We start from the raw sequence: 23,173 nt of genomic DNA on the forward strand, positions 1-23,173 counted from the left end.
CCGTTGTCCCCGGGACGCCGGGAAGGGACCGTGCCTTCTGACGGAACCGCGGCTCCTCCTGTCCTGTCAGCCGTTGACGCCGAGGGCGCCGAGCAGCATCGGCAGGGACGCGTGCAGTTCGCGTTCCCAGTAAGCCCAGCCGTGGGTTCCCGGGCCGTAGAAGTGGGTGGTCAGGTGCTTCGCGCCCACACGCTTCAGTTCGGCGGCCAGGGCGTGGTTCTGCCGGTTGAAGTCGGCCTCGAGGGCGCTGGTGCCGCCCGGGGCGTCCAGGGGGCCGGTGGTGCCGTCGCCGCAGGACAGATACACGGGGAGCGACTTGAGGCGCTCGGCCAGGTGGAACGGGTCGTGGGCCTGCCAGATACGGCGCTGTGCGACGGGGTCGCCCCAGACCCGCAGCGGGTCGTCGCCCTGGCCGGCGAAGAATCCCATGACGCGGTCGGACGACTCGTCGTTCAGGAGCGGGTGGGCGGAGCCGGAGTACGCGGCGGTCGCCTTGAACATGCCGGGGTGCCGGGCGGCGTAGAGCAGGGCGCCCTGGCCTCCCATCGACAGGCCGGCGACGACACGGTTCCGGCCGGCGCCCCAGTCGCGCTCGAGGAGGTGGCGCAGTTCCACCGTGTGGAAGGTCTCCCATGCGGGGTCGCCGCCCTCGCCGTGGTTCCACCAGTCGCTGTACCAGCCGTTCCAGCCGGCCTCCGGCATGACGACCAGGACGTCGCGCAGGCTGTCCGTCCCGGCGACGTCGGTCATGGCGGTCCAGGAGGTGTAGTCGCCGCAGCAGCCGTGCAGGAGCCACAGGGTCGGCCAGTGCCTGCGCCGGTCGCCGGGGTTCCAGCCGTCGGGGGTGAGGAGGCGGACCTCGACCGTACGGCCGCCCAGGGCCGCCGACTTCACCGACAGGTCGACCTGCCGGTCGGCGACCTGTGTGACCGCGACGACCTCGGCGCCGCGCGGATGCGACGAACGGGGTGAGGCGTCGGCTCCCCGCTCCGTGACGGCGAGCGCCGGTGCGGTCGGCACGAGGGTGAGAAGTAACGCGGCGAGAACGAGCAGGGACCTGGACCGGAGAGCAAGGACGGCAGTCGTGATCGCTGGCAAGGCGGCTCCCTGGGGTGCGGTTCGTCGCTGTATGAACGGTTCGACCGGGCTGGACGCGGGAGTGCGTCGCAACTGCCCTTCCCCTGGGCGGTCACGACGATGCGTCCGGGTTCATCTCACCGGACACCGGGCGCCGCTCGACTCCTTACCGGTGACCGTCGGTGAGGAGTCCCAGGGCGTCCCGGAGTCCGCGTTCACGCCGGAGTCGTACGACTCCTCCGACGGGGGCCGCCGCGCCGCCTACAGCCCAGCCCGCGCCAGCAGGACCGGCAGGGCCTCCGGCTTCACCTTCTGGACCGACCGCACCTGCCCCAGGCCCAGTTCCTCGCGGCTCACCGGGTCGCGGTACAGCGCCTTCGTCGCCTCGGTCACCAGGGTCACGGGGACCACGTAGGGGATGTCGGGGTCCTCGTCGTCCGGGCGGGGTTCCGCGTCGACCTCGGCCACCGCGGCGACCGCCGACTCGGGCCGGGCGAAGAAGAACCAGAGGCGGTCGCCCGGCTCCATACGGTTGCGGCGGCTGAGCCAGAGCTCCAGCTCCGGTTCCTCCTCGGCGAGTTGGAGCATCGTCTCCTTGTCGGACGGTTCCCCGTCCAGCGTGTCCCTGCGCGGATCGAGGATGTAGACCCAGTCCGCCATGGAATCCCCTTCGGTAGGACGCTCGACCCGCGTGAAGACACGTCGGTGCAGCGACTCATGGTGCCAGACACCCGGGGGGTGCGCGTACACGTTTTCGACAGAGGCGTCAGGCGTCGGGTTTCAGGGCACCGTTGCCGAGGCCGTCCCGCGCCAGTGCCGCGATCTGCCGGCTGAGTTCCGCCACCCTCCGCGACCGCTCCTCGAACTCCCTCAGCGCGTGGAACGCGGCCCCGTAGCCGCGCTGCGCGGTGATGTCCATCTGCGGGATGCGGGCGCCCTTGCTGTCGAGCCGGAAGGTACCGCTGGCGGTGGTGGAGCGGCGGCTGTTGGCGGCGCTGTGCAGGAAGCCCTGGAGGAAGTCCGTGTCGAGCTGATCGCTGACCGAGACCGGTTCCGGGTCCGCGTACTCGACCAGCCCGGCCCTGATCAGATCGGCGACGCTGACGCTCGGGCCGTCCAGGGCACCGGTGCCTTCGCCGGCGATCAGGGAGGGGAGCAGTTCGGCCAGGCGCCGCACCTGTTCGGTCAGCTCCTGGCGCAAGGTGTCGTACTCGGTCACGTAGTCGCGGTGGGACTCCTCGACGTGACGGCTCGGGGTGAGGTCGACCAGGTCGTCGAGCAGATCGATCTGGGGGACCTCGGTGATCTGCTGCGGCCGCGGTTCCAGGGGGTCGTCCGGGTCGTTGGAGGTGAGGTCCACCATACGTACGGCGGTGGCCGCGTCGTCCGGGGTCCGCGGGCGGCGCAGATGCCACAGGTGCACGGGGAGGGAGTGCGCGGCGGCCGTGCCGGGGGCCAGCGCGGTGATCTGGGTGAGGATGCCGCGGCGGACCAGCTCGGCCCGGATGCGGCGGCCGGCCTTGCGGTAGGCCACCGAGGCGGGCATGACCATGACGAGACGGCCACCGGGCGCGGTGTGCGCGTAGGCGTGCTGGAGCCAGGCGAGTTCACCCTCCGCGCGGGAGGGCGTGCCGAGCTCCCAGCGGGGGTCGAGGAGGAGGTCCTCCCGCCCCCAGTCGGTGTCGCTGACCGGCGGATCGCAGACGACGAGGTCGGCCTTGAGGTCGGGCCACCGGTCCGCGCGCAGGGAGTCGCCCTGTTCGATCTCGGTACGGGGAAGTCCGGCGAGGCCGGCGCGCGAGCGCGCGAGCCGGGCGCTACGGACGTCCACTTCCTGGCCGTAGCGCCGCGCGCCCTGTTCGGCGCCGATGGTGAGCAGGAGAGTACCGATTCCGCAGGCCGGGTCGAACAGCACCGCGTCGGCCGCCACGTCACCCACGAAGTGCCGGACGGCCCGGACCACTCGGGGAGAGGTCACCTGGTCCGAGCCCGCTCGCCGTACGGACTCCGTGAAACGCTCGGCGAGGCCGTTCACCACGTCCGCGGCGGAACCGTCGTCGGCCATGTGGCGGGCGATCCGGACCGCCTGGTCGGGCAGCGCGGCGGCGGGCTTCTCACCGGGAGCGGCGAGGGCGTGCGCGATGTCCGCGAGTCCGCCGAGGATGTCGTCGCCGTAGGCCCCCCGCAGCACCTGCCAGAGCTGGACCTCGTCGGTGACGTCCTGTCCCTTGCTCTGCTTGTCCAGCCAGGCCTGGACCTCGGCCAGGTCGAAGAGCGGGCTGTTGGCGCCACCTCCGACCGGCGCCGGGAAGTCGTCGTACCGCCGTCGCCAGTTCGACACGGCGGCACGGGTGACCCCCGCGATACGGGCGATCTCGGAACCGGTGACCGACGGGTTCGCCGGCGTGGCCGGGGTCTGTGGCATACCGCCTACGGTACACAGCGCTCCGGCCACGTTTCAATGGACGCCGTTGACGACGTCAACGGCGCGCCCTCGTGGCCGGCCCGGGGCCGCTCACCTGTCGGTGCCGTTCACGGGCCGGCCGGGCACCTCTCCACGAACTCGGCCTCCGGCACCTGCTCCTCCCACTCCCCGCGGGTCAGGCCGCCACCCGCGGCCCTGCAGACCATGCCGAGGGTGTCGGCCGCCGTCCCGGAGCAGGCGCCGGGATCGACGACGTGGGCGGGACCCGCGCTCGTCGTGACCATCGTCCGTCATCACGGGCAGCTCGGACACACCGCGGAACGCGCTGCCGGCCAGGGTGCCGAAGAGCGCGCGGCGGGCGTCGGCGCCGGGGCGCAGGACGTACGCGGCGAGCCCCAGCCGCGGGGCGGTACGGAGGTCGGACGTCTCCTTCGGGCAAGGAGCGAGAACGTCCCGCGGGCGTCCTCGCCCCTCCCTGCGGACAGCCTGTCGTACCGGGGCCACGCACGGCACGTGTTCCCCGGCGGAGTCACCGGGTCCGCACCGGCGTTCCCTGATGCCCCTCGCGCCGAGGGCGTTGTCAGTGGCTGCCGATAGCTTGATCTCGTTGCGCCGTTCTGGCGTTGACGTCCCCTTTCGCATGCATGGGAGATGGTGCGTTGTCGGTCCGGGAGAAGTCGAGCACGGCGCGGGTGGTGCCGCCCGCGCGACCGCGGAAGCTCGCGAAGGTGCCGTTCGTGGAGCTGGCCGACGGGCGGTTGCAGGGTGTGGTGTCCAGCGGGTCGGACATCGGGCGGGTGTACGTGTCGTCCGTCGAGGCGGGGACGTACGCGTTCGCGTGCAGCACCAACAACAACCGGCCCTGCGGCGGGGCGCGGGGGTGGTTCTGCAATCACATACGGGCGCTCGTCTTCGAGGCCGTACTGCAGTACGGCCTCGAGCGGGTGACCCGGTACTTGAAGGTCGAGGTCGGCGAGGAGGCGTCCGACGGGGACGACGTCACCGACGCGATGACCGCCACGCGGCCCGTGAATGCCGACGGTTCGGCGGCGGCGCAGGTGTTCAGCCGGTTCCTGCAGCACCTGGCCTATCTCGAATTCGAGCCGACCACCGCTCCGTTGCCCGAGATGCAGTGGTTCCCGACGACGAGGGCGGTGGCGTGATGCGTGCCGATCTGCTGAACGACACCGTCGACGGGCTCGACGAGGCCCTCGCGGCCGTGGACGGGTTCGACGAGGTTCTCGTGGGCGGCCTTCTCCGTCCAGGACCCGCCCAGGCCGTCGGGCTGGCCGGGCTCGCCGAGGCCGTCGCCGGATCACCGCTGGCCGCGCGGGTCGCCGAAGCGGCCGAGAAGACGGCCGCCGGGGCCGCCGGCGAGGACCACTTCGTCGCACTCGCCGCCGCGCGCACCGCGCTGCTCGGCTCCGTGCACGACGCGCTCGTCGCGCGGGCCGAGGAGGCCGTCGGGCGGGCGCGGGAGGGGGAGAGCGGCACGGCCGCGGCCGGCCGGGAGGAGCATGCGGTCAACCTGTGTGTCGCCGCCCGGAGCTGGCTGTGCGATCTCGCGCGGGCCGGCTGGCGCGGTATCGACCACGAGGTGGTCGCCGGTGCCGCACCCGTGGTGTCCGCCATGCTGCCCGACCCGGCACTGCGCCGCCTGGCCACGCTGCTCGACGGCTTCGCCGCCGAGCTCGCCGCGTCCTGCCCCGGCGCGACGCTGGAGCACGTGCCCGTACGACGGTGGGCCGACCTGTGGTCACGCGCCGTGCTGCTGACCCTGCCCGGCGCGGCGTCCGCCCCCGCGGTCGGCGGGGCGACCGGCCGTCTGCTGCCGCTCGGTGTCGACGTGCAGGAGCACGCCACCGCCGTACAGGCGCAGGTGCACGCGGTGTTCGAGCCGGCGGACGGCGGCACACCGCGGCTGGTGCGGGCCTCGGTGTCCGCGCCGAAGCCCGACACCGTCGTCGGGGCGGGGCTGTGGCAGCTGCTCCGGCCGCATCTGTCCCTGCTGGCCGCCGTGAGCGAGGGGCGTGCCATGGAGCTCGACGCGATGCCCGTCACCGGTGAGGGCGATCTGGTCTGGGACGACGCACGGGCCCGTACGGGCGAGCCCGCCGAGGTCTTCGCCACCGCGCGGGTGGCGCTGCCCGCCGCCACGGCCTTCGCGACCGCTCCGCTCGACCGGCATCCGGCCCGGATCGCCGTGCCCGTCCTGCTGGAGGGGTACGCCGTGGAGGAGGACGGGAACGGGGTGGCGTTCCAGGTCGCCGGGCAGCGGCTCGCCGTCGACACCGACCGGGTTCCGGCCGCCGGTCCGCTCACCCCCGAGGTCGTCGCCTCGTCCGGTGCGTGTGTCGGGCTGCTGCGGTGGGACGCCGGGGAGTTCCTGCTCCAGCCGCTCGCCGTGGAGAGGACGGTGCGGAAGAAGAGCGTCGCCGTGCACGCCGGGGCCTGGGCCGGGGGTACGACCGACAAGGCCGGCGTGCGCGCCGAGAAGGCCGCCACCGATGCCGTGAAGGTACTGCGCGAGCGCGCCGGAAAGCTGCTGCGGAAATGAGCGAGCCGACCATTGGAGGCGCCCCGGCGCCCGATCCGGACGAGAACCGGCGGCAGGTGCTGTACTGGCGTCTGCTGGCCCGCCTCTTCGATCCCGAGGAGCAGGCGTCCCTGGAGTCGGCGAGTCTGGCCGTGGTCGAGGACGTCGGCCTGCCGTCCGCGCTGCTGGACCCACAGGCGTCCGTCGACTCCGTGGTGCAGCGGCACCCGGAGCTGGCCACCGAGTTCGACGGGCTGATGACGCCCGAGCCGGACGAGGACGGTGCGCGTGACCGGGCCGCCGAGGTGCGGCGCGCGGCCCTCGCGTCGAAGGTGCTGCTGAACGTCTTCGCCTCCGGCTCCGGCACCGTCACCGCCGAGCAGCTGGCACGCTGGCAGTCCGACGCGGACTGGTTGGAGCGGGCGCTGGGCTGCAGGCCCGGCGAGCTGCGCGGCGGACGCGGCGGTGTCGACCGCGCGGGAGGCGGGCAGGGCGTCGGCCCGACCGGCACCGGCTTCGGCGGCCCCACGCCCGACCTCAGCCGTCTGATCCCCGAGATCGGGCCGGAGCTGGGCTCCATCGAGGCCGGCCTCGTCAAGCGCATGCATCTGCGCGAGGTGCTGGCCGACCCCGCGCTGGCCTCCCGGCTGACCCCGAGCATGTCCCTGATCGAGCAGTTGCTGCGCGACAAGAACAACCTCTCCGGTGTCGCCCTCGCCAACGCCAAGGCGCTGATCCGGCGTTACGTCGACGAGGTCACCGAAGTGCTGCGCACCCAGGTGGAAAAGGCCACGGTCGGTGAACTCGACCGGTCCGTCCCGCCCAAGCGCGTCTACCGCAACCTCGATCTCGACCGCACCATCTGGAAGAACCTCACCAACTGGGACCCGGAGGAGGAGCGGCTCTACGTCGACCGGCTCTACTACCGGCACACCAGCCGCAAGACGACACCCCAGCGGCTGATCGTGGTCGTGGACCAGTCGGGTTCGATGGTCGACTCGATGGTCAACTGCACCATCCTGGCGTCCATCTTCGCCGGGCTGCCGAAGGTGGACGTCCACCTGATCGCGTACGACACACAGGCGCTGGACCTCACTCCCTGGGCGCACGACCCGTTCGAGACGCTGCTGCGGACCAAGCTCGGCGGTGGCACCGACGGCACCGTCGCCATGGCGCTCGCCCAGCCGAAGATCGCCGAGCCGCGCAACACCGTCGTGGTGTGGATCTCCGACTTCTACGAATGGCGCACCGACGAGCTGTTCGAGAGCATGGCCGCCGTTCACCGCTCGGGGGCGAAGTTCATCCCGGTGGGTTCGGTGACCAGCTCCGGGCGCGGCAGCGTCAACCCGTGGTTCCGGGAGAAGTTCAAGGACCTCGGTACGCCGGTGATCTCCGGCCACATCAAGAAGCTCGTGCACGAACTCAAGACGTTCCTCACCTGATCAGCGTCCGCACACCTCGCTGTGATCACCGTACGGAAAGGCCTTCCCCTCATGTCCGACCTGCTGCGCGCCCCTGCCGAGATCAAGTACGCCGAGGAGCTCGACTGGCTGGAGTCGATCGACGACAACCCCAAGCCGTTCTCGTGGCGCCTGTCCCCGAAGATGGTCCGTCTGTTCATCCTCGGCTCCAAGCGTGCCGACGGCCTGGACCGGGAGGTGTCGCAGAAGTGGTTCGGCGACCGCAGCTTCGTGGAGCGGTCGATCGTCACGCTCGCCTCCGACCGCGGTCTGCTGCTCATCGGTGACCCCGGCACGGGCAAGAGCTGGCTGGCGGAGCTGCTGTCCGCGGCGATCAGCCGCAACTCCACGCTGGTGGTGCAGGGCACGGCCGGCACCACCGAGGACCACATCAAGTACTCGTGGAACGTGTCGATGGTCATCGCCAAGGGCCAGTCGCGGGAGTCGATGATCCCCTCGCCGATCATGACCGCGATGGAGGCGGGTGCCATCGGCCGTTTCGAGGAGCTGACCCGGTCCACGAGTGACGTCCAGGACGCGCTGATCTCGATCCTCTCCGAGAAGTACATCTCGGTTCCCGAGCTGGAGAGCGGCGGCGGTGACGACAACATCGTCTTCGCCAAGCCCGGCTTCTCCGTCATCGCCACGGCCAACAGCCGCGACCGGGGCGTCAACGACCTGTCCTCCGCGCTCAAGCGGCGCTTCAACTTCGTCCGCATCCCGGTCGTGACGAACAAGAAGAGCGAGGCGGAGATCGTCCGCTTCCGCACCGAGGAGCTGCTGCGCCGGCACTCGATCGACCTGGACGTGCCGCCGACCCTGCTGGACGTGCTGCTGCAGAGCTTCGCCGACCTGCGGGCGTCCGCCGCCGCGGCCGGCAGCGACGACGAGAAGCTGGAGTCCGCGCTGTCGACGGCCGAGCAGATCGGTGTGCTGGAGGACGCCGTCCTGCACGGCAACTTCTTCGGTGAGCGCACCCTGACCGCCCGAGCCCTCGCCTCCTCGCTGGTCGGCTCGCTCACCCGGCGCGAGCCCGAGGACCTGGCCATCCTCAACAAGTACCTGCACGGTGTCGTCGAGCCGCGCAGCAAGGAGGAGGGCGGCTCCTGGCCCGAGTTCCTCGAGGGCGGCCGCGACGCGATCGCCACCCTGTCATGAGCGGATCCCACGAGAGCACGTCGTTCGCCGCGCTGCGCGGACAACTGCAGGAGGCGGCGACCGAGTTCGCGGGCGGCCCGGACGCCCTGGAGGGCATCCTCCTCGGCATGGTCGACGACGTCGACCGGGCGGTGCGCGAGCCGCTGGAGATCTTCCCCGTCTGTCACCACTCCCCCGCCTCGGCGCTCGCCATGGCCCGCCGGCTGCGCGAGAAGCAGCCCAAGGTGGTGTACCTGGAGCTGTGCGAGGACATGGCGCCGCTCCTGACCGAGCTGCGCAACTGCCGGCTGCCGGTGGCGGTGCAGGCCTTCGCGGGCGACGTCGACGGCTTCCCGGCCGACTGGGCCCCGCTGTCGGTGGTGGCACCGGTCACGGAGGCGTCCGCCGAGTACCAGGCGATCGCGTACGCCCTGGACACGCCGGGCGTCGAGCTGGTGCTCGTCGACCGGTCCTCGGACCACGTCTTCCAGTGGGACAGGAGGGACGAGCCGGCCCAGGAGGAGACCGGGACTCCGCAGGAGACGGAGGCCGCGCTGCACGGTGAGGCCGTCGGCGTCGAGATCGGCGACCTGCGGCCGCGCTTCGCCGAGCTGGAGGAGCATCTGCTGCGCCACGGCAAGGTGCGGCACTGGTCGGAGTGGTGGCACCAGTACGTCGAGGTCCCGCTCGGGGACAGCGACCACGACACCTACCGCCAGGTGATGTTCCTCATCGGCAGCCTGTTCCGGCGGCTCGCCCCCGGAGAGGGGTCCCGGCTCCGGGTGGACGAGGACCGCGAACGGTACATGTGGACCCGGATGCGCGAGCACCTGGCGGCGAGCGGCACGGACCCGGAGGACTGTCTGTACGTGTGCGGGGCGTTCCACGCGGCCAGCCGCGTCGAGGAGTTCGGCGTGCACGGCGCCTCGGACACCTTCACGATCTCCCCGCGCACCGCCACCACCTGGCAGTACGGTCTGATCCCGTCCAGCCACGCGGCGATCGAGGCGCAGTTCGGCCTCGCCGCGGGCTCGGTGTCGATCGCGGCGACGGAGTGGGCGAAGGGCCTGAAGCGGACCCGTGTGAAGCCGTACGTGCTGGAGGGCCAGGCCGGGAAGAGGAAGTCCGCGGCCAAGAAGGCGGCCGTCGTCCCCGCTCCACGGTCCGAGGTCGCCACGGACAAGCTGTCGGGCTTCCTGCGCAGGCCGCCCGTGCTCGACGGGCTCGACGAGGCCGAGCTGCTCGGCTGGTCGGTGGAGATCGTGCGCGCGGCCCGGCGCAACGGCTATCTCGCCTCCACCGCCGACGCCATCGCCGTCTTCGAGACGTCGATCCTGCTCGCCGGCATGCGGGACCGGGCCAAGCCGACGCCGTACGACTTCCAGGACGCGGCGGTCACCTGCATCGAGAAGGACAGCGTCCCGGGGCGGCGGGACGTGCGGCGCCTCGTCGAGATCATGATGGGCGGTGACCGGATCGGTCGGGTCGGGTACGACTCGCTGCCGCCGCTCGCCCGTGACGTGTACGACCGGCTCGCGCCGCTGGAGCTGAGGCTCGAGCAGCGCGGGGTGCGCCGGGCGCTGCTGGACATGGCCTCCCGGCCGGAACTACGGGCGTGTTCCGACGTGCTGTGGATGCTGCGGCGCCTGCTGCCGCAGGGCGCGGCACGGCCGATCATGGGTGAGCGGCGGCTCGGTGAGCGGTCGATCCAGGAGTCGTGGGACCTGGCGCTCGGGACACACCAGCGGGCCCTGATCGAGCTGGGCTACGAGGGTGTCAGCCTGGAGCAGGTCCTGGAGCAGCGGCTGAGGCGCGACGCGTACGGGCCGCAGGCGACCACGGCGACGGTGCTGGCGGCCGTCGAGGACACACTCCTGTACCTGGGCGGCCGCCGGCTCGCCGACGAGCTCGGCACGCACGCGCTGAAGGTGCTCGCCGCCGAGCGCGGTGTCGACGGGGCGCCGGAGGTGCTGCGCCGGGTGCGTGCGCTGCTGGCGTACTACCGCACCAGTGAGCCGGTGCTGCCGGCGTGGATCGAGTCGTTCGTCAAGACCGGTTACGCCCACTACTGCACGCTGCTGCCGACGGCGTTCCGGGACGAGGACGCGACGGTGGGACAGGTCGCGGCGATGCTCGGCTTCCTGTTCTCCATGGAGAGCCTCGCGCTGTCACTGGGCTGCGACCGGAACCAGCTGGAGCTCGCGGTCGCCCAGTCGCACCCCGACGACCCGGCGAAGACGGCACTGCTGTGGGCGGCGCAGGTGCATCTGGGCACCCTGTCCCGGACCGAGCTGCGGGCGCGGTGCGACGAACTGCTGGACAACCCGCTGGTGGTGCCCTCCTACCCGCGCTACCTCAGCGGCTTCGTGCACGCGCTGGAGCCCGTGCCGGGGCTGGCGGACGTGGTCGTGGAGGCGGTGTCGAACGCGTTCGGGCGGCTGCCGGACACGGTGCTGCTGCCGTGGCTGCCGCTGTTGATCACCACCCTGCGCTCCGGCGCGGCGGACCTCGCCCCGCTGATGGTCCGCGAGGCGGGGCGGGTCTTCCCGGGCCGGCTGGCGGAGCTGGACGCGTGGGTGCCGCCGTGGCGGATGCCGGAGACGGACCCGTTCGCCGCGAAGCCCGTGGCCGAGGTCCGTCGTGGCGCGGCACTGCTCACGGCACACCCGGCGACGTGCGACGCGGTCGCGGAGTTGCTGGGCTGCGACGACGGGTGGACGCGGCCCGACGCCCCGACTCCGTCGGGCACGGCGTTGCTGACCGCGCATCCGGCGGCGTGCGACGCGGTGGCGGAACTGCTGGGCTGCGACAGTGGGTGGGCGGCGGCCGGTCCGCCCTCGTCGGGAGGCGCCGCGCTCACGGCCGGCCATCCGGAAACGGCCAGGGCCCTGGAGCACCTGCTCGCAGCCGGATGACAGCCGCGGCCGGGCTCCGGGCTCACCGGGACCCGGCCGCGCCCGCACCGGAACGGCCACCGGCTCGTAGCGGTTCCCCTCGTCGTACCGGGCGTCTCCCCAGCGGCGCACGAAGGCCCCGAGCGGTACCGGGAACCGATGCGGCCCGGACGCCGGGAAAGGCGGTGCACCTCCCATGTGCCCGAGCCGACACCGTGTGCGGGGTACCCTGCGGGCCCATCCGGGCGACGCCACTCAGCCTCATGCGGCTGCCGGTCATGCCCACGGTCCTCCGCCCCCGGAGGCGTCCGCAGGGGCGGCGCACGGGGAGGCCGCCCCTGTCCGGATCTCCGGGCGATCCCTGCTCGGACACTCGGGACCGTCTGACGACGGACCAGTCGGGGTGTCTCAGAACCAAGGTACGAGGCACCCCGAGTCGTTCCGTCAGCCCGCTCCGAGGGCGAACTGCTCGCGTGGCAGCGCCTCGTGGAGCCGCGGAGTGCGGCTGTCCAGCAGGGTCTCCAGGGCCTGTACGCCGTCGTGGTCGAGCAGTTGCCACAGGACGGCGGCGAAGCCGTCTCCCCGGGTACGGGCATGCCGGCGTGCTGGACGGGCGCGGTGAGGGCGTACTGGCGGGACCGCCTGCCGCCGGTGGTCGGCGGGGTGGCGTCGAGCACCGGCGGCCGGTTGTCCCCAGGGCCGTGACCCCGGGAAGGGAGACCCACGGATCCCGGTACGGCTCGGTGTTCCGGAGGCACGTGTCCGCCGCGCTGCTGCCGCGAGCGGGTTTCGGCACCCCTGGGTCACCCTGCCGCGGGCCCCGTCCCGACCGCCCGGGAGCGGCGGGTGCCCGCGAGGAGGGCCACGGCGACGGCTGCGGTCACCAGGGCGAGCAGGCCCACGGCGGCGGCCAGCGTGCCGACGGCGGACTCGGCGGCGATCAGCGCCAAGGGGCAGAGGAACTCGCCGCCGAAGAAGGCCGCCATCCACAGTCCGGTCCCCCGGCCGCGGTCTGCGTAGTCGAGCCGGGACATCGCGGTGGTCAGCAGGGAGGGCAGCAGGACTCCGGTGCCCAGGCAGTTGAGGACGGCTCCGGTGATCAGGACGGTGGTGTTGCCGGCCAGGGACATCACCGCGAATCCGGCCGCGCACAGCGCGAGCACCGCGGGCAGCCGGCGTACCGGGTCGCCGGGCAGCCGGGTGAAGGCGATCGAGCCGGCGACGGTGGCGGCGCTGGCGATCGCGGTGGCCAGGCCGATGACGCCGGTGGAGCCCACGCCCAGGTCGTCCAGCAGGTAGGCCATCTCGACCGGGACGGTGTAGAAGACCAGGGCGCCGAACACGGTGAGGGCGCAGATCCCGGCCAGCGGCCGCACCGGGAAGGGGCGCCTGTCCTCCTCGGCGCGCGCGGTGGTGCCCGTACCGCCGGTGCGGGGGGTGGGCAGGGCGGCGGCCATGGCGGGGGCGATCAGCAGACTGACGGCGTAGATCCAGAACGGGGCCCGCCAGCCGGCCGAACCCGCCGCTCCGCCGATCACGAAGAAGACGGTCGCGGAGGCGGCGGAGCACATGGTCTGCAGGGCGAGGTAGCGGTCGCGCAGGCGACCGCTGTAGTAGTCGCCGATCAGTGTGGTGCAGCAGATCATGATCGCGGCTTCGACGACGCCGACCAGGGCGCGGCTGACGACGATGGCGGGCAACGAGTCCAGCCACAGCGGGGCGGTGCCGAAGAGGGCGTACAGCACCGTGGCGACCAGCAGCAGGCGCTTGCGGCCGAGCCGGTCGACGATCACGCCCGCGAAGGGGGCGAGCAGGGCGAGCGAGAGGGCGGGAACGGTGAGTGCGACCGGTACCAGGCTCTCGGCTCCGGGCACCGTCGCGAAGTGGTCCTGCATCTTCGGCAGTACCGGGGCGATGAGGACGGCGCCCAGGATGGGCAGGCAGCTGCCGGCCATCAGGAGCGTTATCCGCAGCCGGTGCGCGGCTCCGGTGGCGGGCAGGCTGTCCGGGGCTTCGCCGTCGGAGGCGGCGGCCTCGAGGGTGACGGGCGGGGGCGGAGGGGCGGATCCGGTCATGCGGGTCACTCCACGTGGCGGTCACGGGTGACGAGCGCACACGTCCGCCGTGCGGAAGGGAGCCTCGTCGCGCCCGGAGGGGAACGGCCCGGGAAAGCCGGGCTTCAGGAACTGAGCACGACTATGAAGCAGGTCACCGACGCTGCCCAGGGGCCCCGTGATCGGTATTCCGGATGGGGTTCATCCGCCCGGTGGATGGCGGTTCGGCGCGGCACCCCGACCGGCCCGCCACGTGCCACCGGCCACCGCGCGTCACCGCCCGCCGCGGGACGGCCCGGCCGGTCGTACGGGCCGTCGTCTCCCTGGGAGCCCCGCGATCCGGCCGGGCACGTCACCCGGTCCCCGTCCCTCAGTGACGGGCGGGGGCCTGCGCGGTGCGCCGTACCCCGACGGCGGCGAGCACGGCACCCACCACGCACAGCACACCGGTGACGAGCACGGCGCTGTGCACCCCGTTCATGAAGGCCTGGCCGCTGCCCTCGACGACCGCGGCCCTCAGCCGGTCGGGCATGTCACCGGAGACCGGGGAGACGCCCATCGCCACCGCGTCCTTGGCCTCCGCCAGGCCCTGCGCCACGGGGACGGGCACTCCGCCGGCGGTCAGTTCCCCGTGGAGCGTCGAACCGACACGGCTGCTGATCAGCGATACGAGGACGGAGGTGCCGAGCGCGCCGCCGATCTGCAGCGAGGTGGCCTGCAGACCGCCGGCGACACCGGCGTCCTCGACGGGGGCGTTGCCGACGATGGCGTCGGAGGAGGCCGCCATCACCATGCCGACGCCCAGACCGAGGGCGATGAAGGGCGGCCACAGCACGCCGTAGGAGGAGTGCGCGTCCCAGGTGAGCATCCAGAAGGACGCGGCGGCCTGGAGGGCCATGCCCAGCGGCATCGACAGCCGCGCGCCGAAGCGTTCGGTGAGCGCGGCGCCGACCGGCGAGGCGACGACGGAGGCGAGACTGAGCGGCAGGGTGCGCACACCGGCCTCGACGGGGGTGAAGCCGCGGACGTTCTGCAGGTACAGCATGACGAAGAAGATCACGCCGAGCAGGACGAAGAAGTTGACGGCGGTGATGATCGTGCCGATCGTCAGCGCGGGGCTGCGGAACATGCGCATGGGGAGCAGCGGGTGCTCGACGCGCGTCTCGTACCAGCCGAAGGCCAGCAGGATCACGATGCCCGCGGCGACGGTGCCCAGGGTGCCGGCGGAGGTCCAGCCCCAGGTCTCGCCCTTGACCACGCCGAAGACGACCGCGAGCAGTCCGAGCGCCAGCAGGACGACGCCGGGGATGTCGAAGCGGTGGTGACCGGTGGGGTTCTTGCTCTGCGGCAGGACGAGCGCGCTGAACACGAGCGCGACGACGCCGATGGGGGCGTTGATGTAGAAGACCGACTCCCAGTTGACGTGTTCGACGAGCAGGCCGCCGACGATGGGGCCGAGCGCGGTCGACACGGACGACACCATCGCCCAGATGCCCACGGCCATGCCGAACTTCTTCGGCGGGAAGACCGCCCGCAGCATTCCCAGGGTGTTGGGCATGAGCAGGGCTCCGAAGAAGCCCTGCAGGGCGCGGAAGGCGATGACACCCTCGATCGAGCCGGCCAGGCCGATCGCCACGGAGGCCGCCGTGAAACCGGCGACACCTATCAGGTAGTACGTCCGCCGGCCGAACCGGTCGCCCAGCTTGCCGCCGAGGATCAACGCGGCGGCCAGGGCGAGGAGGTAGGAGTTGGTGACCCACTGCAGATCGGCGGTGGACGCGTCGAGGTCGCGTCCGATCTCGGGGTTGGCGATGGACACGACGCTGCCGTCGAGCCCGACCATGAACAGGCCGAAGGCGACAGCGATCAGGGTCAGCCACGGATTGCTCCGGCGGCCGCGCCGGACTCCCTCGGGGGCGTCGGCGGACAGGGGTGAGTGATCCACGGCAGTGGAGGACATGAAGGTGATTCCCGGGTGCTAAGAGAACAGGGGGCGGCGCCCGCCGGGCCGGATCGGCCGGGCGGGTTCCGCGGTGTTGCCGTCAGTGGGCGGAGTGGAGACGCCGCGCGAGGCTGCTCAGCGCGGCGAGGGCCGATCCGATGGCGTCGAGATCCCCGTCGGTGAGGGTGTGCAGCGCCTCGATGACGTAACCGTGCCTGAGGTCGTCCACCCGGGTCAGGTCCTGCCGTGCGCGCGCCGTCAGGTGCAGGTGCGCCACTCGCTTGTCGCGGGTGTCCTGCCGGCGTTCCAGCAGTCCCTGCCGGGTCATCTGGGAGACCAGGGCACTGACGTTGTTCGGCTTCATCAGCATCACGTCGGCGGCTTCGCGTACGGCGATGCCGTCCCGCTCCGCGACGAGCCGCAGCAGCGCCAGCTGCCCCTCGGGGGGCCTGGGGACCGCGACGTCCTGGGCGAGGCGCCGGTCCACCGCCCGGTTCAGCGTCGGCAGGATCGCCGTCAGCGCACGGGCTACGTGGCTGAGGTCCTGGTCGGACGCGTGGGAACCGGGCATCCCCCCACCTTAGTACGCCTTCATACCTATGGCCAAATACCTTTCCGGTCCGCCCGAGCGGACGGTGCCCCGGCCTGGACCGGCACGCGTCAGCTCTTCGGGGCATGGGTGCCGTGCTGACGCGGGCACAGCTGGGGGTGGGAGGGGACTGCCGCCCCTTCCTCGTCGGGTACCGCGCCGACGATCCGGCACCCGGAGACGGCCAGGGCCCTGGAGCACCTGCTCGTGGCCGGATGACAGCCGCGGCCGGGTTCCGGGCTCAGCGGGACCCGGCCGCGCCCGCACCGGAACGGGCGACGGCCGGTGATCCACTCGGCAAGCCCTCAGCCGTAACAGGCGGGCAAGGGCTCCAGGCCCTCCGGCACCCCGTACTTGATGACCGCCGTGTACGCCTCCGCGATGTCGCAGCCCTTGTCGAACCAGGGGAAGGCGAACAGGCTCCAGACCAGAAGGACGACGACAAGCGTCGAACGTGTTCCCTTTGACATGTCTGCGTTGTTCCGCCCCACGCGGCGGAACATGCCGTACCGCCTCCGGTTCCGGGGCCGGGTGACGCGGGCCTCCGTGGCGGCGGCTCCGGACGCACCACGCCGTCGGCGCCCACATGCGCGGTCCGGCGGTCCGGCCGGGAGGCGGGCGGACGTCCCCGGCGCGGCGTCAACCGACCCGCTGCATCGCCTTCCGGTGCCGTTCCGCCATCGCGGCCCCGGACTCCCGGCGGGCCATTCTCCGCAGGACGGACGGTGCGAGGAGCAGCCCGGCGGCCGCCCAGGCGCCCAGTACGCCCGCCGTCTCCAGGTGCCGCCAGGACGCGCCGACCTCGGCGGCGACCGCCCCGGCCGGCAGCAGTGCGGCCCGCAGGCCGAGGCCGAGCCAGTACACGGGGAAGACCTGTCCCACGATCTGCAGCCACTCGGGCAGCTTCGACAGCGGGAAGTAGATCCCGGAGATCACGATCAGTCCCATCACCGGAAGCATCAGCAGGCCGACGGTGCGCGGGCTGTCGACGAGCGAGCCGATGACGGCGCCCATGGGCAGGGTCGCCAGGAGGCCCAGCGGCACCACCCACACCAGCGTCAGCAGCGCTCCGCCGCCCTGCCGGGCGACCCCGTCCACCAGGAACACGCCGACGACGAAGGGGAGCGCCATGGAGACGAGGGCCGTGCCCGACACCATGACGATCTTGCCGACCAGGTGGCCGACCATGCCGTGGGGCACGGCCTTGGCCCGCAGCAGCGTGCCGTCCTCGCGCTCGGTCGCGAGCAGTTGCGCCGTGGTCATCATCCCGGTGAACGCGAGCGTCATGCCCACCATGCTCGGCAGCATGAACGCGCCGGCCGAGATGCCCGCGCCCTTCAACCGCTCGTCCCTGACCAGGAACAGCGGCACCATGAGCAGGACCGTCCAGAGCACGTACCCGAACACGTCCTGGCCCGAGGTGAAGGTCTGCCGGAGTTCCGTCCGGCCGCGCCGCACCCCCAGCCTCGCCGCGTACCACACCGGACTCGTCACGGTCCCTCCCCGAAAGCGCGTGCCGCCCGCTCGCCGGGGCCGCTTCCCGTCTCCAGCTCCCGCACCATCGTCAGGTAGGTGTCCTCCAGGCTCGCCCGGCGCACCTCGAGACCGCCGATCGCCTCACCGTGCTCCTCGAACAGCCCGCGGACGAACCGGGTGGGTTCGGCCGTCGCCCGCTCGAAGGGCCGCCCGTCCCGGGTCCAGCGCACGGTGGCCTCCCCCGACACCTGCCGGGACAGCTCCTCGGCCGATCCGTCGGCGACGATCCGGCCGCCGGCCAGGATGAGGATCCGGTCGGCGAGCTTCTCCGCCTCGGCGAGGTCGTGCGTGGTGAGCAGGACGGTGGTCCTCTCGTCCGCGAGCCCGCGCACCAGGCCGTGGAACTCGTTCCTGGCCTCCGGGTCCAGACCGGCGGTCGGCTCGTCCAGGAACAGCGTCTCGGGCTTGCCCACGATGCCGACGGCCACGTCGAGACGCCTGCGCTGGCCACCCGACAGGGTCCCGACCCGCTTGTCGGCCTGCGCGGTCAGTCCCACCGCCGCGATGAGCTCGTCGGTGTCCCACGGCCGCCGGACGAGGGCTGTGGAGTACGGCGCGTAGTACGCGCCGAGGTGGGCCAGCAGCTCCCGCACCCGCCACTTGCCGTGGTCGCGCCAGGACTGCAGCACGATGCCCAGGCGTGCGCGCCACCGCTCGTCCCCGCGGGCCGGATCGGCGCCGAGGACGGTCACGTCACCGGCCGATCGCATCCGGAAGCCCTCCAGGACCTCGATCGTGGTCGTCTTGCCCGCGCCGTTCGGGCCGAGCAGCACGAGGACTTCGCCCCTCCGGGCCGTGAAGTCCACGCCCTTCAGCACCTCTTGGTCGCGGTAGCGCATCCGCAGGTCCCGTACGTCGATGACCGTGTCGCTCTCCGGCGGCGGACTGCTCCCCGCCCCGGACGAAGCGTGAGCGGTCGTCATCGGTGTTCCCCCGTCCGTCTCGTGAACCGTCCCCCGGGCCCGGAGGACGAAGGGTGTGCCGATGTCCTTGGTCGTGGGACGCGTCACGGCTGTGGTCGCCGTTGCCCGTCAGCAACAGTCGTTCACCCCTTCCCTGGGCGAACACACTACTGAACGGTTCGGACTTCCCGCGCCGCTCCATCGGCCCGGCGAACCCTCCCGGTCACCTCACTGGTTCGAGCCCTCGCCCCGGAAGGCGGCCCCCCGGCACTCCGCGCGCCCGGAGACCGGCGCCCGCGTTCACGGCCGGTGCTTCGGCAGGCGCGCCGCCATCGGCAGCGCCAGCGCCATCAGGCCCGCCCCGCACAGCAGCGTCGTACGGAATCCGTCCGTCGCCGTCAGCAGCGAAGCCGCCAGCGCCGTGCCGGTGGACGCCGCCGTCTGGGAGACGATGTTCAGCGCCGTGCTGCCGGCCGCCACTTCGGTGCCCGCGAGGCCACGCGTGGCGGAGGCCATGACGGGCATGTTCGTCATGCCGACCCCGGTGCCCATGACGGCGAGGGAGGCGACCAGGCGCCAGTGAGGGGCGTCGGAACCGGCCTGGACGGCGAAGGCGAGGAAGCCCGCGACGGCGACCAGAACGCCGGGGACGACAATCGCGCGCGGTGCCACACGGTCCGAGATCCGGCTGGAGATCTGCATCACCGTTCCACTGCAGAGGAACTGAGGAACCATCAGCAGTCCGGCCTGTGTGGCGGACAGGCCGCGCTCCTGCTGCCAGTACAGCGGTACGAGCATCATCGAGCCGAAGTACGCGGCCGAGAACGGCACCATGGTCGCCACCGCACGGCCGACCGGCACCCTCCGCAGCAGTCGCAGGTCGAGCAGGGGGTGGTCCACCCGCAGTGCCCGCACCGCGAAGGCGGCCACCAGCGCCGTACCGGCGACGACCGGGACGGCCGCCCCCGGAGTGCCGAAGCCGCCGCGTTCGCCGCCCAGCGTCAGCCCGTACAGCAGGGCGGCCAGGCCCGGGGAGAGGGTCAGCAGTCCGGCCAGGTCCAGCGGCCGGCCGGTCCGCTCGTCGTCGTCGCGCATGACCCGGACGCCGAGCAGCAGGGCGAGGACGCCGACCGGAACGTTGACGAAGAAGATCCAGCGCCAGGACAGCGCGTCGGTGAGGACGCCGCCGAGGACCGGACCCGCCATCGGGCCGACGAGGACCGGGATGCCGAGGACGCCCATCATCGTGCCCTTGCGTTCCGGCGGGGCGGCGCGCAGGACGACCGTCATCGCGACGGGCACGATCATGCCGCCTCCGAGTCCCTGCACCACGCGGAACGCGACCAGTGAACCCGCGTTCCAGGCCAGCCCGGTGAACCCCGAGCCGAGGGTGAAGAGCGCGACGGCGGCGAGGAAGACCCGCTTGGCGCCGTACCGGCCCACCGCCCACGCGGTGACCGGGATGACGGTCGCCAGCGCCAGCGAGTAGCCGGTCACCGTCCACTGGACGACGGACAGGGGCGCGTCGAAGGCGTGCGCCAGGTGGTCCAGGGCGACGTTGACGATGGTCATGTCGAGCACCGTCATGAACGAACCGAGCACCATGACGCCCGCGAGGGCCAGGACGTGCCGGGGGACGGCGGGCAGGGACGGTCGCCCGCTTCCGCCGCTTCCCCCGGTCCGCGCCGGGAGGGCGGTGCTCATCGCTCCCCGTACGGGGCACGGTCGCGCCCGGCCCTCAGCGTCCGCCCCCACCAGCTCAACTGGTCCAGCATCGCCTTGCCCGCCCCTTCGGGTACCCCGGGCCGCAGCGGCGAGCCGTCCTCGGCGAAGTTCTCCCACGCGTTGTGGAAGCTCACCGTGTCCCGGACCGTGACGGCGTGCAGTTCGGCGAAGACCAGCCGCAGTTGCTCGACCGCGCGCAGGCCGCCGGCCAGGCCCCCGTAGGACACGAAGCCGACCGGCTTGGCCTGCCACTGGGTGTAGTGCAGGTCGATGGCGTTCTTCAGGGGCGCGGGGAAGCTGTGGTTGTACTCGGGGGTGATCACGACGAAGGCGTCGGCCGCCGCCAGGCGCCCCGTGACCTCGGCGGCCTCCGGGTGGGCCGCGGGGGAGACGACGTCGGGCAGGGGGTGCTCGGCCAGGTCGACGGGGTCCAGTTCGAGGTCGTCGTACTGGGCGGCGAACCGCAGGAACCAGTCGGCGACGACCGGGGCGAAGCGGCCCTCGCGGGTCGAGCCGATCAGGACGACGACCCGCAGGGGGGCATCGGTCGTGGTGGAGACGTGCGAACGCGTAGAGGAGTCCGATGAGTTGGTCACACCGGGAAAGTACAACGCTCATGGCAATAAGTGCAACGTTCGTTGTAATTCCTTCGGTCCGGATACCGTGACCGGCGACAGGAAGGGGCAGGACGCGTGAGACAAGGGCTGGCGGAGAAGCGGCAGGCGATCGTGCGGGGAGCGCGCCTCGTCTTCGGGCGCGACGGCTACACCCGCGCCGGCATGGACTCCATCGCCAAGGAGGCCGGGGTCTCCACCCGCACGATCTACAACCACTTCCCGGAGGGGAAGGCGCAGCTCTTCCGCGTCGTCGTGGTGGAGGGTTCGGAGGAGGTCGTACGGTCCCATCTCGACGCCGTCGACCGGCGGCTCCACAAGGTCACGGACCTGGAGGCCGACCTCATCGGCTTCGCGCACGCCTGGATGTCGCCGATGTACCGGCACCACGACCACTTCGCCGTCGTACGGCAGCTACGGGCCGAGGTCGGCCACATCCCGCGGGAGTTCCTGGACGCCTGGCGTGCCGCCGGTCCCGACCGCGCCCTCAAGGGAGTGGCGGACCGCTTCCGCGAACTGGCCGAGGACGGGCTGCTCGACGCCCCGGACCCGGAGCGCGCCGCGCGCCACTTCCTGCAGCTGACCGCCGGCGAGATCAGTGACCGCACCTACCAGGGCGGTCTGCCCCTTCCGGACGAGGAACGGGACGAACTGATCGCGTCCGGGGTGCGCGCGTTCCTGCGGGGATACGAACGGCGCTGAGACCGCACGCGTACGGCGTCGCCGGGCCCGCGACGCCGAACCGGACGGGTGCCGGTCTCACCGCCGGGATCGTGGAGGAGCCCCGGAACGGTCCCCGGCGGCGTCCCCGTGGGCCGGCCCGCACCGGCCGCACGACGACCGCTCGCCGGCTTCCGTCACGGCTCCCTGGCCCGGGCGGGTGCGGGCCACCATCCGCACCCGCCCGGGGCGACGACGGTCAGGCCGCTCGCCGTGCACGGTTCGCGTGTCCGCGGATGATGTCCGCGTACTGGTGACCGGTGCCCTTGATGGTGCGGACCTGGGTGTCGTAGTCGACGTGGACGAGGCCGAAGCGCTTGTCGTAGCCGTACGCCCACTCGAAGTTGTCCAGCAGCGACCAGGCGAAGTAACCGGCCAGCGGGGCGCCCTTGCGGGCGGCGGACGCGCAGGCGGCCAGGTGCCGGGTCAGGTAGTCCTGGCGCTCCGGGTCGTCGACGGTGCCGTCGGGGCGGACGACGTCCGGGAAGGCGGAGCCGTTCTCGGTGACGTAGAGCTTGCGGGCGCCGTACTCGTTCGTCAGGCGCAGCAGCAGGTCCTCGATGCCGCTCGCGTCGATCTCCCAGTCCATGCCGGTGCGCGGTACGCCGTCCCGGCGCACGAACGCGGCGTGGGGGGCGGGGCCGTCCGGGTCGGCGGCCACCACCTGCGGGAAGTAGTAGTTCAGGCCGAGCCAGTCGAGCGGGGCCGCGATGGTCTCCAGGTCGCCCTGCTTCTCCGGGAGTTCGACGCCGTAGACCTCGCGCATGTCCTCCGGGAAGCCGCGGCCGTGCACGGGGTCCAGCCACCAGCGGTTGGTGTGGCCGTCCATGCGGACCGCCGCCGCCCGGTCCTCGGGGCTGTCGCTCGCGGCGTGGATCGTGGAGAGGTTGTTGACGATGCCGACCTGGGCGCCCGGGGCCGCGGCGCGGACGGCGCGGGCGGCCAGGCCGTGGCCGAGCAGGAGGTGGTAGGAGGCGCGGACCGCCGCCGTGAGGTCCGTCCAGCCCGGGGCCATCTTGCCCTCGAGGTGGCCGATCCAGGCCGAGCACAGGGGCTCGTTGAGGGTCGCCCAGTGGCTCACGCGGTCGCCGAGGCGTTCGGCGACCGCGGAGGCGTACGCGGCGAAGTGCTCGGCGGTGTCGCGCTCGGGCCAGCCGCCGCGGTCCTGGAGGGTCTGCGGCAGGTCCCAGTGGTAGAGGGTGACCGACGGGGTGATGCCGGCCTCGAGCAGGCCGTCGACCAGCCGGTCGTAGAAGGCCAGGCCCTTCTCGTTCACCGGGCCGTCACCGCCCGGCACGACGCGCGGCCAGGCGATGGACAGGCGGTAGGCGTTGGTGCCGAGGCGGCGCATCAGGCCGATGTCCTCGCGCCAGCGGTGGTAGTGGTCGCAGGCCACGTCGCCGTGGTCGCCGCCCGCGACCTTGCCCGGGGTGTGCGAGAAGGTGTCCCAGATCGACGGGGAACGGCCGTCCTCCGCCACGGCCCCCTCGATCTGGTACGCCGAGGTGGCCGTGCCCCACAGGAAGTCGTCGGGGAGGGCGGCGTAGTCGATGGTCACGGAA

At 72.4% G+C, this 23,173-nt stretch carries 20 protein-coding genes; 7 read left to right on the forward strand and 13 right to left on the reverse strand.

Annotated features, from left to right (window positions below; genetic code table 11):
- Positions 1-66: 66 nt before the first annotated feature.
- From ACFV5H_RS13140 to ACFV5H_RS13155, 4 genes are all read right to left on the reverse strand, one after another.
- Positions 67-1,089: an alpha/beta hydrolase gene (locus tag ACFV5H_RS13140; protein ID WP_385044646.1), complete on the reverse strand. Its 1,023-nt coding sequence runs from the start codon at positions 1,087-1,089 to the stop codon at positions 67-69.
- A gap of 249 nt (positions 1,090-1,338) precedes the next feature.
- Positions 1,339-1,737 (reverse strand): hypothetical protein, encoded by a 399-nt coding sequence (locus ACFV5H_RS13145; protein ID WP_385044457.1) that lies wholly within the window; start codon positions 1,735-1,737, stop codon positions 1,339-1,341.
- Positions 1,738-1,843: 106 nt separating this feature from the next.
- Complete coding sequence (locus ACFV5H_RS13150) at positions 1,844-3,502, reverse strand: N-6 DNA methylase (RefSeq protein WP_385044454.1); 1,659 nt, start codon at positions 3,500-3,502, stop codon at positions 1,844-1,846.
- Between the two features lie 107 nt (positions 3,503-3,609).
- On the reverse strand, positions 3,610-3,786 hold the full coding sequence (locus ACFV5H_RS13155) for a hypothetical protein (RefSeq protein WP_385194620.1): 177 nt from the start codon (positions 3,784-3,786) through the stop codon (positions 3,610-3,612).
- A 360-nt stretch (positions 3,787-4,146) separates the two neighbouring features.
- Between ACFV5H_RS13155 and ACFV5H_RS13160 the strand changes: the two genes are divergently transcribed.
- The 6 genes from ACFV5H_RS13160 (at position 4,147) to ACFV5H_RS13185 (ending at position 12,234) form a co-directional block, all read left to right on the forward strand.
- On the forward strand, positions 4,147-4,665 hold the full coding sequence (locus ACFV5H_RS13160) for a hypothetical protein (protein WP_385194623.1): 519 nt from the start codon (positions 4,147-4,149) through the stop codon (positions 4,663-4,665).
- Positions 4,665-6,059: a hypothetical protein gene (locus tag ACFV5H_RS13165; protein WP_385194626.1), complete on the forward strand. Its 1,395-nt coding sequence runs from the start codon at positions 4,665-4,667 to the stop codon at positions 6,057-6,059. Before ACFV5H_RS13160 ends, ACFV5H_RS13165 begins: the two co-directional genes overlap by 1 nt.
- Positions 6,056-7,480, forward strand: coding sequence for a VWA domain-containing protein (locus tag ACFV5H_RS13170; protein ID WP_385194629.1), 1,425 nt, complete (start codon positions 6,056-6,058; stop codon positions 7,478-7,480). The genes ACFV5H_RS13165 and ACFV5H_RS13170 overlap by 4 nt, the downstream gene beginning before the upstream one ends.
- A 51-nt stretch (positions 7,481-7,531) precedes the next feature.
- Positions 7,532-8,656: an AAA family ATPase gene (locus ACFV5H_RS13175; protein WP_385194631.1), complete on the forward strand. Its 1,125-nt coding sequence runs from the start codon at positions 7,532-7,534 to the stop codon at positions 8,654-8,656.
- Positions 8,653-11,550: a hypothetical protein gene (locus ACFV5H_RS13180; RefSeq protein WP_385194634.1), complete on the forward strand. Its 2,898-nt coding sequence runs from the start codon at positions 8,653-8,655 to the stop codon at positions 11,548-11,550. Before ACFV5H_RS13175 ends, ACFV5H_RS13180 begins: the two co-directional genes overlap by 4 nt.
- A gap of 465 nt (positions 11,551-12,015) precedes the next feature.
- The gene (locus ACFV5H_RS13185) at positions 12,016-12,234 is read left to right on the forward strand and encodes a hypothetical protein (RefSeq protein ID WP_385194637.1); all 219 of its coding nucleotides are present in this window, start codon (positions 12,016-12,018) and stop codon (positions 12,232-12,234) included.
- 98 nt (positions 12,235-12,332) lie between these two features.
- Here the strand turns inward: ACFV5H_RS13185 and ACFV5H_RS13190 are convergent, their stop codons facing one another.
- The 8 genes from ACFV5H_RS13190 to ACFV5H_RS13225 form a co-directional block, all read right to left on the reverse strand.
- On the reverse strand, positions 12,333-13,604 hold the full coding sequence (locus ACFV5H_RS13190) for an MFS transporter (RefSeq protein WP_385194639.1): 1,272 nt from the start codon (positions 13,602-13,604) through the stop codon (positions 12,333-12,335).
- Between the two features lie 349 nt (positions 13,605-13,953).
- The gene (locus ACFV5H_RS13195; protein ID WP_385044430.1) at positions 13,954-15,543 is read right to left on the reverse strand and encodes an MFS transporter; all 1,590 of its coding nucleotides are present in this window, start codon (positions 15,541-15,543) and stop codon (positions 13,954-13,956) included.
- An 82-nt stretch (positions 15,544-15,625) separates the two neighbouring features.
- Positions 15,626-16,096 (reverse strand): MarR family winged helix-turn-helix transcriptional regulator, encoded by a 471-nt coding sequence (locus ACFV5H_RS13200; RefSeq protein WP_385044427.1) that lies wholly within the window; start codon positions 16,094-16,096, stop codon positions 15,626-15,628.
- 323 nt (positions 16,097-16,419) lie between these two features.
- Positions 16,420-16,584 (reverse strand): hypothetical protein, encoded by a 165-nt coding sequence (locus ACFV5H_RS13205; RefSeq protein ID WP_385044425.1) that lies wholly within the window; start codon positions 16,582-16,584, stop codon positions 16,420-16,422.
- A gap of 169 nt (positions 16,585-16,753) precedes the next feature.
- On the reverse strand, positions 16,754-17,572 hold the full coding sequence (locus ACFV5H_RS13210; protein ID WP_385194735.1) for an ABC transporter permease: 819 nt from the start codon (positions 17,570-17,572) through the stop codon (positions 16,754-16,756).
- Positions 17,573-17,604: 32 nt separating this feature from the next.
- Positions 17,605-18,573: an ABC transporter ATP-binding protein gene (locus tag ACFV5H_RS13215; protein ID WP_385044422.1), complete on the reverse strand. Its 969-nt coding sequence runs from the start codon at positions 18,571-18,573 to the stop codon at positions 17,605-17,607.
- Between the two features lie 279 nt (positions 18,574-18,852).
- Complete coding sequence (locus ACFV5H_RS13220) at positions 18,853-20,256, reverse strand: DHA2 family efflux MFS transporter permease subunit (protein ID WP_385044420.1); 1,404 nt, start codon at positions 20,254-20,256, stop codon at positions 18,853-18,855.
- A complete protein-coding gene (locus ACFV5H_RS13225) occupies positions 20,253-20,873 on the reverse strand; it encodes an NADPH-dependent FMN reductase (protein WP_385044417.1) in 621 nt (206 codons plus the stop codon). The genes ACFV5H_RS13220 and ACFV5H_RS13225 overlap by 4 nt, the downstream gene beginning before the upstream one ends.
- A 96-nt stretch (positions 20,874-20,969) precedes the next feature.
- Here ACFV5H_RS13225 and ACFV5H_RS13230 point away from each other — a divergent pair, with 96 nt between their 5' ends.
- A complete protein-coding gene (locus ACFV5H_RS13230) occupies positions 20,970-21,593 on the forward strand; it encodes a TetR/AcrR family transcriptional regulator (RefSeq protein ID WP_385044415.1) in 624 nt (207 codons plus the stop codon).
- Positions 21,594-21,810: 217 nt separating this feature from the next.
- On the opposite strand, the gene ACFV5H_RS13235 is transcribed toward ACFV5H_RS13230, so the two are convergent.
- A complete protein-coding gene (locus tag ACFV5H_RS13235; RefSeq protein WP_385194642.1) occupies positions 21,811-23,169 on the reverse strand; it encodes a GH1 family beta-glucosidase in 1,359 nt (452 codons plus the stop codon).
- Positions 23,170-23,173 lie beyond the last annotated feature (4 nt).

This window comes from Streptomyces sp. NPDC059787 (genome assembly GCF_042732315.1).
Classification (GTDB): domain Bacteria; phylum Actinomycetota; class Actinomycetes; order Streptomycetales; family Streptomycetaceae; genus Streptomyces; species Streptomyces atrovirens.

Excerpts from the sequence above, each read along its gene's own strand:
- ACFV5H_RS13175 (WP_385194631.1), top strand. The coding sequence starts at position 7,532 with ATGTCCGACCTGCTGCGCGCCCCTGCCGAGATCAAGTACGCCGAGGAG.
- ACFV5H_RS13145 (WP_385044457.1), bottom strand. The coding sequence starts at position 1,737 with ATGGCGGACTGGGTCTACATCCTCGATCCGCGCAGGGACACGCTGGAC.
- ACFV5H_RS13165 (WP_385194626.1), top strand. The coding sequence starts at position 4,665 with ATGCGTGCCGATCTGCTGAACGACACCGTCGACGGGCTCGACGAGGCC.
- ACFV5H_RS13200 (WP_385044427.1), bottom strand. The coding sequence starts at position 16,096 with ATGCCCGGTTCCCACGCGTCCGACCAGGACCTCAGCCACGTAGCCCGT.
- ACFV5H_RS13150 (WP_385044454.1), bottom strand. The coding sequence starts at position 3,502 with ATGCCACAGACCCCGGCCACGCCGGCGAACCCGTCGGTCACCGGTTCC.
- ACFV5H_RS13170 (WP_385194629.1), top strand. The coding sequence starts at position 6,056 with ATGAGCGAGCCGACCATTGGAGGCGCCCCGGCGCCCGATCCGGACGAG.
- ACFV5H_RS13180 (WP_385194634.1), top strand. The coding sequence starts at position 8,653 with ATGAGCGGATCCCACGAGAGCACGTCGTTCGCCGCGCTGCGCGGACAA.
- ACFV5H_RS13220 (WP_385044420.1), bottom strand. The coding sequence starts at position 20,256 with ATGAGCACCGCCCTCCCGGCGCGGACCGGGGGAAGCGGCGGAAGCGGG.
- ACFV5H_RS13195 (WP_385044430.1), bottom strand. The coding sequence starts at position 15,543 with ATGTCCTCCACTGCCGTGGATCACTCACCCCTGTCCGCCGACGCCCCC.
- ACFV5H_RS13215 (WP_385044422.1), bottom strand. The coding sequence starts at position 18,573 with ATGACGACCGCTCACGCTTCGTCCGGGGCGGGGAGCAGTCCGCCGCCG.
- ACFV5H_RS13190 (WP_385194639.1), bottom strand. The coding sequence starts at position 13,604 with ATGACCGGATCCGCCCCTCCGCCCCCGCCCGTCACCCTCGAGGCCGCC.
- ACFV5H_RS13205 (WP_385044425.1), bottom strand. The coding sequence starts at position 16,584 with ATGTCAAAGGGAACACGTTCGACGCTTGTCGTCGTCCTTCTGGTCTGG.
- ACFV5H_RS13160 (WP_385194623.1), top strand. The coding sequence starts at position 4,147 with ATGGGAGATGGTGCGTTGTCGGTCCGGGAGAAGTCGAGCACGGCGCGG.
- ACFV5H_RS13155 (WP_385194620.1), bottom strand. The coding sequence starts at position 3,786 with ATGGTCACGACGAGCGCGGGTCCCGCCCACGTCGTCGATCCCGGCGCC.